This window comes from Microbacterium sp. SORGH_AS_0969 (genome assembly GCF_030818255.1).
In the GTDB taxonomy this organism is placed as follows: Bacteria; Actinomycetota; Actinomycetes; order Actinomycetales; family Microbacteriaceae; genus Microbacterium.
Map to the genome: position 1 here is coordinate 1,175,511 of NZ_JAUTAG010000001.1, position 13,844 is coordinate 1,189,354.

Below are 13,844 nucleotides of genomic sequence, written 5' to 3' on the forward strand. Positions count from 1 at the left end.
CGGGACCGATCCCACGTCCTCCCTCGCCCAGTTCTCCTCCCCCCGCCACCGCCGCACCCGCGACGCGCCCCCGCCCCGCGCCGACCCCAGCCACCGCCGCAGCGGCGCGGCGCCCCGGCCACAACCCCAGCCACCGCCGCACCCGCAACCCGCTCCGGACCCGCCGCAATCCCCCGCACCCCACGCCGGCGTCCCGGATACCGTGGCCCCATGGACGACCTGACCTATGCCGAGGTCGGCGCGACCGCCGGAGAGATGCCGCCCGGATACCACCACGTCCGCGCCCGCCGCGTCATCGGTCGCGGCCCCGAGGTGTTGGCTCGAGCCGCCGACGCCCTTCTCGCGGGTGAGGCGCAGCGCCGGGCCGGGGCGCGGGTCGAGATGCCGCACACGCCGCTGCGCGAGGGCGACCGTGTGACGATGCGCCTGGGGCTCGGCATCCTGAGCTTTCGGATCCCGTGCCTCATCGTGTGGGCCGAGCGCACCGAGACGCTTGCGGGCTTCGCGTACGGCACGCTGCCCGGGCACCCCGAACGCGGCGAGGAACGCTTCGCGCTCACGCTGCTGCCCTCGGGCGACGTGGCGTTCGAGATTGCCGCGTTCTCGAAGCCGGGTCGCTGGTTCACCCGGGTCGCCGCTCCGCTCGGTCGCGCCGTGCAGGCCTGGATGACACGGCGGTACCTTCGCGCGCTCGACGAGCGCTGACGCGGGCGAAACTCCTGAGAATCGGGCCCGCCCGGCCGCGATTCCCGCACCGGAGGGCGCGGCATCCGACCTCCCCGAAGAATCTCAGGAGTTTCGCCCGCGCGCAGAAGCGCTTATCCCACTCCGCGATCGCTTTGGCAACGCCCTGGACCTCTTCTCGGCGCTTCTCGACCCTGGCGAGGCGCTTCTCGACGCCGAGGGCGCGTGCGAGAGGAGACACCCATGAACGACGACACCACGGCCCCCGACCGGGCGCACCGGTGACCCTCTCGACCGCCCCGACCACCGACGACTCGAAGAAGCCCCGCCGCCACAAGGTCAAGTACAACCGCCGCGAAGCGATCGCGGGGTACCTCTTCATCTCGCCGTGGATCCTCGGGTTCCTGATCTTCACGGCCGGGGCGATGATCTACAGCCTCGTCATCTCGTTCTCGAGCTACAACCTCGCCACCGGCGCCGCCCGACCGGTCGGGGCGACCAACTACGCGCAGTTGTTCGAGGACCCGCGGGTCGCCGTCTCCCTCGGCAACACGCTCTTCTATGCCGTCATGGCCGTCCCGCTCGAGATCGCCTTCGCGCTGTTCCTCGCTCTGCTGCTGAGCCGAGTCGGGCGGGGCGCCGGGATCTTCCGCACGCTCTACTACCTGCCCAAGATGACTCCGGCCGTGGCCACCGCCGCGGTGTTCTTCCTCCTCCTCAACGGCAACTCCGGTGCGATCAACCAGGCGCTCGGGGCCGTCGGCATCCAGGGTCCGCAGTGGCTGGTCGACCCGGCGTGGGTGAAGCCGAGCATCGTGATCATGGCGCTCTGGACGGTCAGCGGCACGATGGTGATCTTCCTCGCGGCGATCAAGAACGTGCCCGTCGATCTGTACGAGGTCGCGCAGATCGACGGCGCGGGTCCCATCCGCCGATTCTTCTCGATCACGCTGCCGATGATCTCCGGGGCGATGTTCTTCAACGTCATCGTGCTGACGATCGCGGCGTTCCAGGTGTTCGACCAGGCCTACCTGCTGTTCTGGCGCGACCAGAGCAACGCCTCCCCCGAGGCATCCCTCTTCTACGCGATCTACCTCTTCCAGCAGGCGTTCCGGCAATTCAACTTCGGCTTCGCGGCGGCGATGGCGTGGCTGCTGTTCGTCATCATCCTGCTGATCACGCTCGTGCAGGTGCGGCTCGGCAACCGGTTCGTCTACTACGAGGGGGACCGCTGATGGCCACCACCCTGGAGACCCCCGGCGTCGCACAGGCGCGCCCCGAACTCGTCGTCCCTCCGCGCAGGCGCTGGCGCCGCGCGCTCAGCCAACCGAAGACCCTTGGCGGCCGGGTGGTCCTCGCGGCGGTGCTGGTGCTGTTCGCGCTGCTGTTCCTCTACCCCTTCGCGTGGCTGCTCGCGGCCAGCCTCAAGCCGCGCGGGGAGGTGTTCGACAACGCCCTCATCCCGAAGACTTTCCTGCCGGGCAATTACGCCGAGGTCTGGAACCAGCTGCCGCTGCTCAACTGGATGTTCAACAGCGTCGCGATCGCGCTCCTCGCCGCGACCACTGTCGCGATCATGAGCTCGATCGTCGCCTTCGGGTTCGCGTACTTCCGCTTCCCCGGCCGCGGGTTCCTGTTCGGCCTCGTGCTCGCGACGATGATGCTGCCGGGCGCGGTCACGATGATCCCGATCTACCTCATCTGGAAAGAGACCGGACTGCTCGGCACGTGGGTACCGCTGTGGGGCATGAACCTGTTCGGCAGCGCCTTCTACATCTTCCTGCAGCGGCAATTCTTCCTCGGCGTTCCCCGCGAGCTGTTCGAGGCCGCGCGCCTCGACGGCTGCAGTGCCTGGGGACTGTTCTGGCGGATCGCGATGCCCCTGTCGATCCCCTCGTTCGTGATCGTGTTCCTCTTCGAGTTCCAGGCCAGCTGGAACAACCTGCAGGCGGCACTCATCTACCTCAACGCCGGCAGCGTCGAGGACTTCACCGCCCCGCTCGGCATCGCCTACGCGATGACGAAGTACAGCCCGAGCGCCGGCGGTCAGGGCGACTACCAGTACGTGATGGTCGCCTCGCTCCTCGTGACCCTCCCGATGCTCATCCTCTTCGCCTTCGGCCAGCGGTACTTCATCGAGGGCGTCGCCACCCAGGGCCGCAAAGGCTGACCATCCCCCCTGTCCGGAAAGGACCCCCTCATGCGAAAGCGTTCCCTCGCCGGTGTCGCCGCGTTCGCGGCATCCGCTCTTCTGCTCGCCTCGTGCAGCACCACGGTCAACGACCCGCCGGCCGATGTCGACTTCTCCTCCACACCGTCAGGCACCCTCGCCGCGTGGGGCTTCGAGAATGCCGACGACGTCGGTCAGTCGCGTCTCGATTACGCGGCCGAGAAGCTCGGTGATGTCGAGGTGACCCTGGATGCCACGGCCTTCGACGCCCAGAAGTTCACGACGCGCATCGCCGGCGGCAACGTCCCCGACGTCGTACAGATGGACCGCCGGTACGTCACGACGTATGCCGCTCAAGGACTCCTCATGCCGCTCGACGCATGCTTCGAGGCGAAGGGCGTCGTCCCCACCGACCGCTGGTACCAGAACGTGGTCGACGACGTCACGTATCAGGATGCCGTCTACGCGGTGTCGCAGTTCTACCAGCCGCCCGCGATCCTGCTGAACATGAACGTGCTGAACGAAGCGGGCGTGACGCCCGAGGAGTTCGACACCTCGAACATGGACGGCCTGCTCGCCGCCGTCGAGAAGATGTACCAGGGCTCGGGGAACACACCGACACGACTCGGCTTCGACCCGGTCGCGACCGGCCAGGGCGGCCTCTGGGTGCTGGGCATGGGCGGACAGCTCACGGATGCCGAGGGCAAGCCGACGCTGGACGATCCGGCGAACGCGGCCGGCATCGACGCCCTCAAGCGCATCACCGACGCTCAGGGCGGCTACGCCGCGGTGAAGAGCTTCACCGACGCGTTCGACACCTTCGGCGACGCGAACCAGTTCGTGACGAACAAGGTCGGCGCGCAGGTCGCGAACCAGTGGTATCCGAACGTCCTCAGCGCCTACCGCGACCAGATCTCGTTGCAGGCCGTTCCGTTCCGGGATGCCGACGGCCAACCGTTCTCGGTCGCGTCCGGCACCGCGTTCGTCATTCCCGCCGGGGCGAAGAACCCCGCCGCTGCCTGCCAGTGGATGACCGACCTCACCTCGACCGACGCCTGGATGGCGGCCGGGGCGGCCCGCGCGGAGACCATCGAAAGCAAGGGCGGACTCAACACGGGCCTGTTCACCGGCTCCCCCGGGGCCGACGAGATGATCCGCTCGCAGTACGTCACGCCGACCGGCGATGCCGGCTTCGACGAGGTCATCTCGACGTACTACGACGTGGTCGCCTCTGGCCGCTCGTTCGGATCCTCGCCCGCCGGGCAGGACATCCAGAACGAGCTGAACAACGCGATCACCGCCGCACTGCTGGGCGACAAGACGACCGAGCAGGCCCTGGCCGACGCGCAGCAGGCCGCGCAGCGCGCGTACGACAACGCGACGGCGGGCTGACGCCGAGAGCACCCGTGCGAAACTCCTGACTTCCGCTCGGCGAGCGGCGGGACGAACCGGAAGTCTGCTCCCGAGAGGGATCGGGGCTCGCGATTCTCAGGAGTTTCGCACGGGTGCCCGCGAGCCTGCATCGAGGCGGTGGATGGCCGCGACCCGCCTCAGAACCTCAGGGTCGCGGCTTCTCGTCCTCCACGAGCGACTGGACCTCGTCCGTCGCTGACGTCTTGTCGTCGCCCCGAACCTCGTCGGCGGCGATCGCGATGTCGATCGCGGCGTCTTCCAGGGCCTCAGCGACGACGTCGCTCACGTCGGCGCGGTCGGCGGCGGGCGCGTTCGCGGACTCGGCAGAGGCGGTGGACGAAGCGGTTGCGCGGGCGTCCACGACGGCGTGATCGAGCTCGACACCCTCTGCCCGCGCGTCGTCCACCGCCACCCGCTCCCGGGCGGCCTTCACCGTCTCGTTCACGGCGGCAGCGGCACCGGCCGCGACGTCCTTGGTCTTGGCCACCGCGGCGTCGACGGTCTCGGCGGCGCTGGCAGCGATGTCCTTCGACGCGGCCACCGCGCTGTCGGTCGCCGCCGAGGCGCGGGCTCTCGCGTCGTCGACCACCTCGGAGACCCGGGTCACGGCGGCATCCGTCCGCTCCCGCACGGTGGCGGCCGTCTCCCGCGCGCGGGCGGCGACGGCATCCGCCTTCTCCTCCGCCTCGGCGACGACGTCACGGTCGAACGGGCCGAAGACACCGGTCACGATGACATCGACGTCGACCCGACCCCGCCCGAGCGGCTCGAGAGCCGTCCGCACGGCCGAGCGCACCGCGCCCGAGACCTCGCGCAGCTTGTGGGGGTAGTCCACGACGAGCGAGATGGTCGCCGTGACCGAGTCAGCGCGGTCGGTGTCGATCTTGACTCCGGGAACCGTGCTCGCGAGGCCGACGCGTTCACGCACGGCATCCGAGGCCCGTCCGAGCAGGCTGCCGAGGGCGTGCACGCCGTCGACCGTCGCGGCGGCGGTGGCCGCGCGTTCGGCCGCCGCGTCGAGGGTGGGGGTGTCGATGGTGGTCATGACGTCTCCTCGTGGGATCAGTGCACGCGGGTGCTGTCGCGCGCGAGCTTGGCGCGCAGACCCGAGTGGATGGAGATGTAGGCGCGCAGGTTCTGCCCGGTGAGGGCGGCCAGGTTGGTCACGAGCGTGTCGATGTGCTCGGCCACCTGACGCGGCGACGTGTTCTGTCGCGGAGTGACCGCGACGTGCAGCACCGACTCGCGCTGGATCTCGCCGGCGCTGATGCGCGACGAGAGGATCTCGTCACGCTCGGCGAGCGCGTTCTTGAGTGCCTCGGCAGCGAATCCGTCGGTGACGGTGATGCGTCCCTCGGCGCTGTCGCTGCCGGTCGACTGCAGGGGGGCCTGGCGACGACCCCGGACGGCGGCGGAGGCGATCACGATGAGCACGAGAGCCAGCACCACGAAGGCGGCGACGGCGCCCCACCCGGCGGACTCACGACCGAGCGACTCGAGCCAGCCCTGGAAGCCGCCCATGACGGTGGTCCAGGTGTCGGCTCCGCCGGGGAGCAGCGCCACGGCGAGCGCGAGGGCGCCTGCCGCCAACAGGACGACGCCGACGAGGAAGAGGACGAAGCGGTTGAGACCGCGGCGCGTGGCGTTCATCAGGACTCCTTGGTGTCGGGGCGCTGCACGCGCACGTGGGTGCGCACGGCGGGCGAAAGCTTGTAGGTCGCGATCTCGTCTTCGACGATCCGGCGCATCTGCGCCTCATCGACAGGGATGCCGACGGGCGGGCGCACGGTGACGTCGACGGTGCGATGGGCGACACCCACGACGATGTCGTCACGAGCGATACCGGATTCGTTGCTGAGGTGCTGCGCGAGAGCGGAGGCCACGACGCCGTTGTCGACGACGACGGCCCGCTCTCCCCATGCCATCTCGTGACGCGACAGGCGTCCGGGCTTGAGGGCGAGCACGAGCACGATGAGCCCGACGAGGGCGAGCACGATGCCGCCGACGATGAAGGCGACCGGCAGGAGGGCGGTCGGTGCCGCGACGACCGCGTTCAGAGCGGCGCCGGGACTGACGAGCAGCGGCGGCTGCCCGAGGAGGGCGAGGACGATCTCGACCGCGGCGTACGCCAGCGCGAGCAGCGCGAGGACGACCACGACGAGCATCGCCACGGTGCGCGGGGAGTGCGTCTCGCGACGCACGACGGTGCGGAGCACGGTATCGGTCATCACAGCACTCGCTTTCGCTGGGGGACGCTGGCGCCCGAGATGGTCAGGTCGACCCGCGAGACGTCGCGTCCGAAGAGGTGTGTCAGACGAGACCGCAGGGCGGTCTGCGCGGTGCGCGCCGCCTCGAGGACGGGCGTGGCCGCGCCGACCGCGGCGGTGTCGTCGAGGCGCGGCACGGGGAACGGCGTGGTGACGCGCACCACGGCGGTGTCGCGGGCCGAGACGATCTCGACGCGGACGTTCTTGGCATCCACCCCGATGATCTCGGCTGCGGCGCGCTCCGCCGTCTTCTGCAGGACACGGTCGGCGACGTTCACGCGGCCCGCGGGGAGGCCGGGGCCGGCAACCGTGGTGCGGCTGCCGACCCCGGGGGAAGCGGTGACGGTGGTCACGATGTGCTCCGACCCTTGAAGGCGTTGACGATGTTGCCGAAATCGATCTCGCCGGCGGTGATGCGCGCGACGACGATTCCGATGGCCATGAACAGGGCGACGAGGATGAATCCCCAGAAGCCGAAGATCAGGGCGCTGAGAGCGAGGACGAGCCCGACGAGCGCGCCCTTCGTGGTGGGGCTCACTGGACGCGCTTTTCGTTGCTGTCGTCGTCGTTGTTGTCGTCGCCCGGGATGTGGACGTCGTTCACGTCGACGTTGACCTCGACGACCTCGAGACCGACGAGACGGTTGATGGCGCCGGCCACGCGACCACGGACCTGGTCGGCGACCTCCTGGATCGGGGCGCCGTACTCGACGACGATCGTGATGTCGGCGGCGGCCTGCGTCTCGCCGACCTCGACCTTGACGCCCTGCGTCAGGTCGGTGGCGTTGATCGCGTCGCGGATGGCGCCGAGGGCACGTGCTCCGCCGCCACCCAGGGCGTACACGCCGGCGACCTCACGCGCGGCGATGCCGGCGACCTTGGCGACGACGCCGTCGGCGATCGTCGTCTTGCCCTCGGTGGGGGTCTCCGAGCCGCGGGCGTTGAGGGGGCGGTTGACGCGCGACGCCGCCTGGGGGACGTTCTGCGCGGCGGGGGTGGTGGGGGCCTCGGTAGCCATGTCGGTGCCTTTCACGTGTGGTGCCCGGCGGGGCCGGGGTAAGCGATTTGGCCTACGTGGATAAGACGTACCGGGTGCGGGAAACGTCACGCGGGGATTGAAAAAAGTTCGGGATTCTGTATTCGCATGAATGCGAAAGCCTGAAATCCGCGTCATCTCGTCGGTGTGCGCGCTCCCACGCACCGTGCTTCAGCCCGGTTGCATGACCCGTATGCGACGCCCTCTCTCGCCTGCCCGAGCCGTTCACACGCGCCCCGCCGATCATGCAGATGGACCGCATCGCCACTCCCGCACCGCGCTTCAGCCCGGTTGCATGACCCGTATGCGACGCCCTCTCTCGCCTGCCCGAGCCGTTCACACGCGCCCCGCCGATCATGCAGATGGACCGCATCGACGCTCCGGCGACCCGTGCGATGAGACCCCGGGCGTACGCTCGACGCATGTCCCCCTCTCCCGCGCGGCAGCCCTGACGTGGGTCGCCTGACCGCCTCGCGTCGCGTGACGCGCATCACCCTCGACGGGGTGAATCGACAGAGACCGGATGCCATCGCCGTCGAGGAACCACTCGAGATCCGCGTCGCGGGCTCACCGCTCGCCGTGACCATGCGCACCCCCGGACACGACATCGAACTGGCGGCCGGCTTCCTGGTGTCGGAGGGGGTGATCAGCCGCGGCGACCAGTTCGCCCGCGCGATCCACTGCGGCGGACCCGGCACGGGCGGCGCGGACGGCAACACCTACAACGTGCTCGACCTCACCCTCGCCCCCGGGGTCGCGCTCCCCTCGCCCGATATCGCCCGCTCGTTCTATACGACGAGCTCGTGCGGTGTGTGCGGAACGGCGTCGATCGAGGCGGTGGAGAAGGTGTCGACGTACGACGTCTCGACCGACGAGGTGCGCGTGGAGGCACGGGATGTCGCGGCCTTCCCCGACCGCCTCCGCGCGGGGCAGAAGGTGTTCGACAAGACCGGCGGGCTGCACGGCGCTGCTCTTTTCGACATCGAGACGGGCGAGATGCTCGTCGTCCGCGAAGACGTCGGTCGGCACAACGCGGTCGACAAGGTCGTCGGGTGGGCGCTGCTCAACGACCGACTCCCCCTGCGGGGCACCGTGCTGCAGGTGTCGGGGCGCGTGAGCTTCGAGCTCGTACAGAAGGCCGTGATGGCCGGCATCCCGATGCTGTCGGCGGTGTCGGCGCCGTCGTCGCTCGCGATCGAGCTGGCCGAGCGCGCGGGGCTCACCCTCGCCGCCTTCGTGCGCGGGGGCAGCATGAACCTGTACTCCCGCGCCGACCGGATCGCGGTTCCCTCCACCGACGCGCCCACAACCCCCTCTGCCGCAGAGCCGTCGAGCGTACGCTGACGAAGAGCGCGGGACGGGTGGATGCCACCGGCCCGGCACCGAAATCCACGGAGGGTGAGCATGGGTGAATCGTTCGGCCTGATGACCGAGAAGCCCCGCCAGGGCGGCCTCGGACCGGCCGTGACGGGCGACTGGTCGAGCACCGGCGAGTACGAGCACCCCGCCGCCGGGTGGGGCGCCGCGCTCACCGTCGGCAAGGTGCTGCTCGAACAACGCCAGCCGATCGCGGGCACCAGGGCGATGTTCACGATGAACCACCCGAAGAGCGGTTTCGACTGCCCCGGGTGCGCGTGGCCCGACGACAAGGGTGTCGCGCTCGACATCTGCGAGAACGGCATCAAGCACGTCACCTGGGAGATGACGCACAAGCGCGTCGGCAAGGAGTTCTTCGCCGAGCACTCGGTGACAGAGCTGTCGCAGTGGACCGATTTCGCTCTCGAAGACGCCGGTCGCCTCGTCGGTCCGATGGTCTACGACGCCGCCAGCGACCACTACGTGCCGATCTCGTGGAACGACGCCTTCCGCCTCATCGCCGAGCAGATCACCGCTCTCGACTCCCCCGACCAGGCGGCGTTCTACACCTCGGGGCGACTCAGCAACGAAGCGTCGTTCCTCTACCAGCTGTTCGCGCGCGAGCTCGGCACGAACAACCTCCCCGACTGCTCGAACATGTGCCACGAGGGCTCGGGGCGCGGGCTCACGGCATCCCTCGCCACCCCCAAGGGCACCGCCGACCTCGAAGACTGGGAGACCTGCGACGCCCTCTTCGTGCTCGGTGTGAACGCGGCTTCCAACGCTCCGCGCATGCTCACGAGCCTTGCCGAGGCGATCGACCGCGGCGCACAGGTGGTGCACGTCAACACGCTGCGCGAGGTCGCCGGCACGCGCACGATCGTGCCGCACGAGATCGTCGACATGGCGACGTTCCACAGCACGCCGACCAGCACGATGAACCTGCAGGTTCGCCCGGGCGGCGACCTCGCTCTCGTGCGCGGCATGGCGAAGGTCGTGTTCGAGGCGTCCGAGACCGACCCGAGCGCCCTCGACCAGGCCTTCCTCGATCAGTACACGACCGGGCTCGATGAGTACCGCGCTCTGGTCGAAGCGACCCCGTGGGACCAGCTCGTCGAACAGGCGGGGCTCACCGAAGCCGAGATCCGCGGGGCGGCCGACGTCTATCTCAGCGCCGACCGGACGGTCATCAGCTGGTGTCTGGGTGTGAGCCAGCACCAGCACGGCGTCGACACCGTGCGCGAGATCGTCAACCTGCTCCTGCTGCGCGGCAACGTGGGACGAAAGGGCACCGGACCCTCGCCGGTGCGCGGCCACAGCAACGTGCAGGGCAACCGCACGTGCGGCATCAACCACAAGCCCACCGAGCAGTGGCTCGCGAAGCTCGACGAGGTGTGCGGCATCACCTCGCCGCGAGAGCCCGGCCTCGACACCGTGCACACGGTGGCTGCGCTGCACCGGGGCGATCTGAAGGTGTTCGTCGGCATGGGCGGCAACTTCGTCCGGGCTGCTCCCGACACGAAGCTCACCGCCGAGGGCATGGGCCGCTGCGAGCTGACCGTCCACGTGAGCACCAAGCTCAACCGCAGCCACCTCACCCACGGCAAGCAGGCCCTCATCCTCCCGTGCCTCGGCCGCACCGAGCGTGACGTGCAAGAGGCAGGCCCCCAGTCGATCTCGACCGAGGATGCCATGAGCTCCGTCATGCTCTCGCTCGGCTCCCGCAAGCCCGCGTCTCCGCACCTGCTGAGCGAGCCCGAGATCATCGCGCGCATCGCTCGCGCCACCATGCCCCACTCGGCGACGCCGTGGGAGTGGTACGTGGGCGACTACGACCGTATCCGCGACACCATGGCGAAGGTGCTGCCCGGGTTCGAGGGCTTCAACGAGCTCGTGCGCCAGCAGTACGGCTTCCGCATCCCGCAGCCGGCCCGCGAGCGCGACTTCCGGACGCCGTCGGGCAAGGCGGAGTTCTCGGATGCCGAGCTGCCGAACGTCATCCCCGAAGAGGCCGACGTGCTGGTGCTGCAGACCATGCGCTCCCACGACCAGTGGAACACCACGATCTACTCGGCCGACGACCGGTACCGGGGCGTCCGCAACATCCGCGAGCTGGTGTTCATGCACCGCCGAGACATGAAGGACCGCGGCATCGCCGAGGGCGACCTCGTCGACATCGTCGCGACCTCGCGCGACGGCTCGGTGCGCAGCGTCACGGGCTTCCGCGCGCTCGAGTACGACACCCCGCGCGGCAGCGCCGCCGGGTACTTCCCCGAGCTCAACGTGCTGCTCGGCCCCGACGACTACAGCCGCCAGAGCGACCAGCCGCTGATGAAAGACATCCGGGTCCGCATCGCGAAGACCGCGAGTTGAGGGTCTGAGCTCATCCGGCCGTCATCCCCGCTGTCGACAACAGCAAGGGGCGGACGGAGACATCGTCGATGCGGGCCGCGTCAACACCCCGCAGTCTCACCCCGCAGTTCAAGGCGAGAGGGTGAAGGTCGTGGCATCACAGGGTGGACCACAGCCAGCAACGACTACACGAACGTTCTCCATCGCCAGAATGGCGACCATGATCGAACCGACGGGCACCCCATCCGGCCTGCTGACAACCCCGATCGGCATCGCGCGAGACATTCTCCGGCACTGGCTCGACGGCAAGGAACGCAAACTCCGCATCCGCAAGCTGGAACTCGAGATCGAGCGCCTCACTGCTTCACATGGGTCGCCGGATCCGAACGCGGTGATCGACGCGGTCACCCGATTGGTGGAAGGCATAGCGGGTCTGAGGATCTCCCCGTCCCTTCAAGGCCCCATCATCATCCGAGACGGCACGCCGATTGAAATTCCCGACATGCCTCCGATCGCACCGCCTCCCGGACCCGCCCTGTCCGCGACCGGGTCGCCCGCGAACGGTGGCCACGACGAAGTGACGTGGATGGCACGCGCCATTTCTTCATCACCTTCGAAGAACTCTCTCGAGTTGCTGGCGGAACGCGTACGGAAGCGCCGAGAGGCGGATGCGCGATGACGTCCCCGGTGCCACACCGCCTGCGTGAGCGGATCGAGCTGCATCTTTTCCGCAACCTCGCCGCCGCCGCGCTGCGACACATCCCACTCATCCTCTGCATCGAGGGCGAGCCGGGAAGCGGCAAGACCTTCGCGGTCGACGCGGTCGCCGGCGACTCTGGGGTGAAAGTCTTCTCGATCGCGGGGGACCAACTTGAGAGCCCGAATGCCGGGTACCCCGCTCAACTCATTCGGGACACGTACCGAGAGGCGGGCGAAGCGCTCAGGGGCGGAGCACTCGGTGCCGCCCTGGTCATCCACGACATCGACACCGCGCTCGGGAGCTGGGGCGCCAACGTCCAGTACACGATGAACCGACAGATGGTCAACAACGCCCTCATGAACCTGTCGGACTCTCCGACCATCGTGGAGGGTTTTGACACCCGCCGGGTCCCCATCATCCTCACCGGCAACGACTTCTCGCTTCTCCACGCGCCCGTCATGCGCACGGGTCGCTCCGACCTCTTCCGCTGGGAACCGACTGTCGCGGAGAGAACGTTCGTCGTGGCGGACATCCTCCCGGCAGGGCTCGAAGGCCTCGCCGAGGTGCTCGTCACGAACCACCCCACGCAGCCCGTTTCCTTCTTCGCGGATGCCGTCGCCTTCGCGCAGAACACGTCGTTGTCGGATGCGATAGCAAAGCGCTCCCTCACGGAACTCCTCGCGCTCATCCGAGATGGACACGATCCGATCGTTCCACCGCCGACGGTCGAATCGATTCTTCGCAGCGCCGAGGTGCTCGCTTCGAGTCGACGAGACAGCAAGGAGGCCCTGTGATGACCGGCTCCCACTCGCGATCCTCCTCGAACTCGTCATCCCACGCTCGACTGTCGCTCTTGGTGCACCAGGTTCGAGTCGCTTTGCGCCGAGCGATATCAGCGAGCCCACGATCACTCGACCACGCGACGAAACTGGTCACGCGTCGCTGGGTCTCGCACTTCCTCCTTCGCGGGATGGATGCGGAGTCCAAGTGCTGGATCCAAGTGACGCTGCGTATCGATTGGGCAGCTCACGCGTTGGCGATCGAACGCGGAGCCACGACTGTGACCATAGGTTCGTCGTGGATCGATTCCACGGCACCGGAGGTCACCGAAGCCATCGATCTCTTCTGCTCTGAGGTCTCCGAGCACGGGTTGACCCCGCTTCTCGCCTGGCAATGGAGCGACAATGTCGATGTGAAAGCTGCTCGTGCGGAATTGGGTTCGTCCCCCACTCCGCCGATCGAGTGGGCGGGCGAGGTGATCTCTCTCACCCAAACCGTGCGCGAGATCCCCGAGTTCCAGGTCCGCATCGAACAGGTCGCCAGTTCGGATGACGAGGAAGACGACTGAAGCTCCTCGTTCGCCCACCCAGTGAGCGGCACAGTCAATCCTTCGGCGATCGCGCTGCTCGGGTATCAGAACGACGACAACGCGCGGGTCATGAACGATGCCCAGATGACGATGAACACGACATTTGCCGCTGTTCCGAGCGCCCCGATGATCATGGCCCACCGCGCGAACCCGACGCCCGCTTCGACGTTGTCCGGCCGCGCGAGCTGATTCCGCGCGACGATGCCGATCACGAGACCGGCGATCGGCACGATGAACGCCGCGATGAAGCCGATCACCGCGAGAGTGCTCGTCCGCACCGGCGCCACGGGAGAGGTCATGGCGCGATGGTAGCGGCACCCGCCCAGGCCGTGCGCGCCGGATCCGGATCACGAACGCAGATCCGGATCGAACTCACGATTCCGTCCGGATCTGGCGTGTGTCTCCGGATCCAGCGCATCTCGGGAACCGGCACCGCGCGCGTTCCGCCCGGATCGCCCCCGCGGGCCCCTCGGCCCCAGACGCCCGCCATCCCCCACG

The 13,844-nt window shown here is 68.6% G+C and carries 16 protein-coding genes; 9 read left to right on the forward strand and 7 right to left on the reverse strand.

All coding sequences use genetic code 11. From position 1 onward, the window contains the following. The first annotated feature begins 210 nt into the window (after nucleotides 1-210). From QE388_RS05400 to QE388_RS05415, 4 genes are all read left to right on the forward strand, one after another. Nucleotides 211-705 carry a DUF1990 family protein gene (locus QE388_RS05400; protein WP_307383661.1) on the forward strand — a complete coding sequence of 165 codons (495 nt, stop codon included), beginning with the start codon at nucleotides 211-213 and terminating at the stop codon, nucleotides 703-705. Nucleotides 706-965: 260 nt separating this feature from the next. After that, nucleotides 966-1,919, forward strand: a complete 954-nt coding sequence (locus QE388_RS05405) for a carbohydrate ABC transporter permease (protein ID WP_275797981.1) — start codon at nucleotides 966-968, stop codon at nucleotides 1,917-1,919. Next, the gene (locus QE388_RS05410) at nucleotides 1,919-2,854 is read left to right on the forward strand and encodes a carbohydrate ABC transporter permease (RefSeq protein ID WP_307383664.1); all 936 of its coding nucleotides are present in this window, start codon (nucleotides 1,919-1,921) and stop codon (nucleotides 2,852-2,854) included. Before QE388_RS05405 ends, QE388_RS05410 begins: the two co-directional genes overlap by 1 nt. A gap of 30 nt (nucleotides 2,855-2,884) precedes the next feature. Beyond that, nucleotides 2,885-4,246 carry an ABC transporter substrate-binding protein gene (locus QE388_RS05415; protein WP_307383665.1) on the forward strand — a complete coding sequence of 454 codons (1,362 nt, stop codon included), beginning with the start codon at nucleotides 2,885-2,887 and terminating at the stop codon, nucleotides 4,244-4,246. 166 nt (nucleotides 4,247-4,412) lie between these two features. Here the strand turns inward: QE388_RS05415 and QE388_RS05420 are convergent, their stop codons facing one another. The 6 genes from QE388_RS05420 to QE388_RS05445 are packed head-to-tail and all read right to left on the reverse strand — an operon-like array spanning nucleotide 4,413 to nucleotide 7,551. Continuing rightward, entirely contained in the window at nucleotides 4,413-5,312 is a 900-nt protein-coding gene (locus QE388_RS05420) for an Asp23/Gls24 family envelope stress response protein (protein WP_307383667.1), read from the reverse strand. A 17-nt stretch (nucleotides 5,313-5,329) separates the two neighbouring features. After that, nucleotides 5,330-5,917 (reverse strand): hypothetical protein, encoded by a 588-nt coding sequence (locus QE388_RS05425; protein WP_275797989.1) that lies wholly within the window; start codon nucleotides 5,915-5,917, stop codon nucleotides 5,330-5,332. Then, nucleotides 5,917-6,495, reverse strand: a complete 579-nt coding sequence (locus tag QE388_RS05430) for a DUF6286 domain-containing protein (protein ID WP_307383669.1) — start codon at nucleotides 6,493-6,495, stop codon at nucleotides 5,917-5,919. The genes QE388_RS05425 and QE388_RS05430 overlap by 1 nt, the downstream gene beginning before the upstream one ends. Then, nucleotides 6,495-6,887 (reverse strand): hypothetical protein, encoded by a 393-nt coding sequence (locus tag QE388_RS05435; protein WP_307383672.1) that lies wholly within the window; start codon nucleotides 6,885-6,887, stop codon nucleotides 6,495-6,497. Before QE388_RS05435 ends, QE388_RS05430 begins: the two co-directional genes overlap by 1 nt. Then, nucleotides 6,884-7,072: a DUF2273 domain-containing protein gene (locus QE388_RS05440; RefSeq protein ID WP_307383675.1), complete on the reverse strand. Its 189-nt coding sequence runs from the start codon at nucleotides 7,070-7,072 to the stop codon at nucleotides 6,884-6,886. The genes QE388_RS05435 and QE388_RS05440 overlap by 4 nt, the downstream gene beginning before the upstream one ends. Continuing rightward, nucleotides 7,069-7,551 carry an Asp23/Gls24 family envelope stress response protein gene (locus QE388_RS05445; RefSeq protein ID WP_307383677.1) on the reverse strand — a complete coding sequence of 161 codons (483 nt, stop codon included), beginning with the start codon at nucleotides 7,549-7,551 and terminating at the stop codon, nucleotides 7,069-7,071. The genes QE388_RS05440 and QE388_RS05445 overlap by 4 nt, the downstream gene beginning before the upstream one ends. A 471-nt stretch (nucleotides 7,552-8,022) precedes the next feature. Here QE388_RS05445 and fdhD point away from each other — a divergent pair, with 471 nt between their 5' ends. The 5 genes from fdhD (at nucleotide 8,023) to QE388_RS05470 (ending at nucleotide 13,325) form a co-directional block, all read left to right on the forward strand. Then, nucleotides 8,023-8,913: a formate dehydrogenase accessory sulfurtransferase FdhD gene (fdhD, locus tag QE388_RS05450; RefSeq protein WP_275797999.1), complete on the forward strand. Its 891-nt coding sequence runs from the start codon at nucleotides 8,023-8,025 to the stop codon at nucleotides 8,911-8,913. Nucleotides 8,914-8,973: 60 nt separating this feature from the next. Beyond that, nucleotides 8,974-11,298, forward strand: coding sequence for an FdhF/YdeP family oxidoreductase (locus QE388_RS05455; protein WP_275798001.1), 2,325 nt, complete (start codon nucleotides 8,974-8,976; stop codon nucleotides 11,296-11,298). A gap of 199 nt (nucleotides 11,299-11,497) precedes the next feature. Then, nucleotides 11,498-11,956, forward strand: coding sequence for a hypothetical protein (locus QE388_RS05460; RefSeq protein WP_275798003.1), 459 nt, complete (start codon nucleotides 11,498-11,500; stop codon nucleotides 11,954-11,956). After that, complete coding sequence (locus QE388_RS05465) at nucleotides 11,953-12,771, forward strand: AAA family ATPase (RefSeq protein WP_275798005.1); 819 nt, start codon at nucleotides 11,953-11,955, stop codon at nucleotides 12,769-12,771. The genes QE388_RS05460 and QE388_RS05465 overlap by 4 nt, the downstream gene beginning before the upstream one ends. A gap of 176 nt (nucleotides 12,772-12,947) precedes the next feature. Then, nucleotides 12,948-13,325 (forward strand): hypothetical protein, encoded by a 378-nt coding sequence (locus QE388_RS05470; RefSeq protein WP_307383681.1) that lies wholly within the window; start codon nucleotides 12,948-12,950, stop codon nucleotides 13,323-13,325. Nucleotides 13,326-13,390: 65 nt separating this feature from the next. Here QE388_RS05470 and QE388_RS05475 read toward each other — a convergent pair whose 3' ends face one another. Next, the gene (locus QE388_RS05475) at nucleotides 13,391-13,645 is read right to left on the reverse strand and encodes a hypothetical protein (RefSeq protein ID WP_275798009.1); all 255 of its coding nucleotides are present in this window, start codon (nucleotides 13,643-13,645) and stop codon (nucleotides 13,391-13,393) included. Nucleotides 13,646-13,844: the final 199 nt, after the last annotated feature.

Excerpts from the sequence above, each read along its gene's own strand:
- QE388_RS05400 (WP_307383661.1), top strand. The coding sequence starts at position 211 with ATGGACGACCTGACCTATGCCGAGGTCGGCGCGACCGCCGGAGAGATG.
- QE388_RS05410 (WP_307383664.1), top strand. The coding sequence starts at position 1,919 with ATGGCCACCACCCTGGAGACCCCCGGCGTCGCACAGGCGCGCCCCGAA.
- QE388_RS05415 (WP_307383665.1), top strand. The coding sequence starts at position 2,885 with ATGCGAAAGCGTTCCCTCGCCGGTGTCGCCGCGTTCGCGGCATCCGCT.
- QE388_RS05420 (WP_307383667.1), bottom strand. The coding sequence starts at position 5,312 with ATGACCACCATCGACACCCCCACCCTCGACGCGGCGGCCGAACGCGCG.
- QE388_RS05425 (WP_275797989.1), bottom strand. The coding sequence starts at position 5,917 with ATGAACGCCACGCGCCGCGGTCTCAACCGCTTCGTCCTCTTCCTCGTC.
- QE388_RS05430 (WP_307383669.1), bottom strand. The coding sequence starts at position 6,495 with ATGACCGATACCGTGCTCCGCACCGTCGTGCGTCGCGAGACGCACTCC.
- QE388_RS05445 (WP_307383677.1), bottom strand. The coding sequence starts at position 7,551 with ATGGCTACCGAGGCCCCCACCACCCCCGCCGCGCAGAACGTCCCCCAG.
- QE388_RS05455 (WP_275798001.1), top strand. The coding sequence starts at position 8,974 with ATGGGTGAATCGTTCGGCCTGATGACCGAGAAGCCCCGCCAGGGCGGC.
- QE388_RS05460 (WP_275798003.1), top strand. The coding sequence starts at position 11,498 with ATGATCGAACCGACGGGCACCCCATCCGGCCTGCTGACAACCCCGATC.
- QE388_RS05465 (WP_275798005.1), top strand. The coding sequence starts at position 11,953 with ATGACGTCCCCGGTGCCACACCGCCTGCGTGAGCGGATCGAGCTGCAT.
- QE388_RS05470 (WP_307383681.1), top strand. The coding sequence starts at position 12,948 with ATGGATGCGGAGTCCAAGTGCTGGATCCAAGTGACGCTGCGTATCGAT.
- QE388_RS05475 (WP_275798009.1), bottom strand. The coding sequence starts at position 13,645 with ATGACCTCTCCCGTGGCGCCGGTGCGGACGAGCACTCTCGCGGTGATC.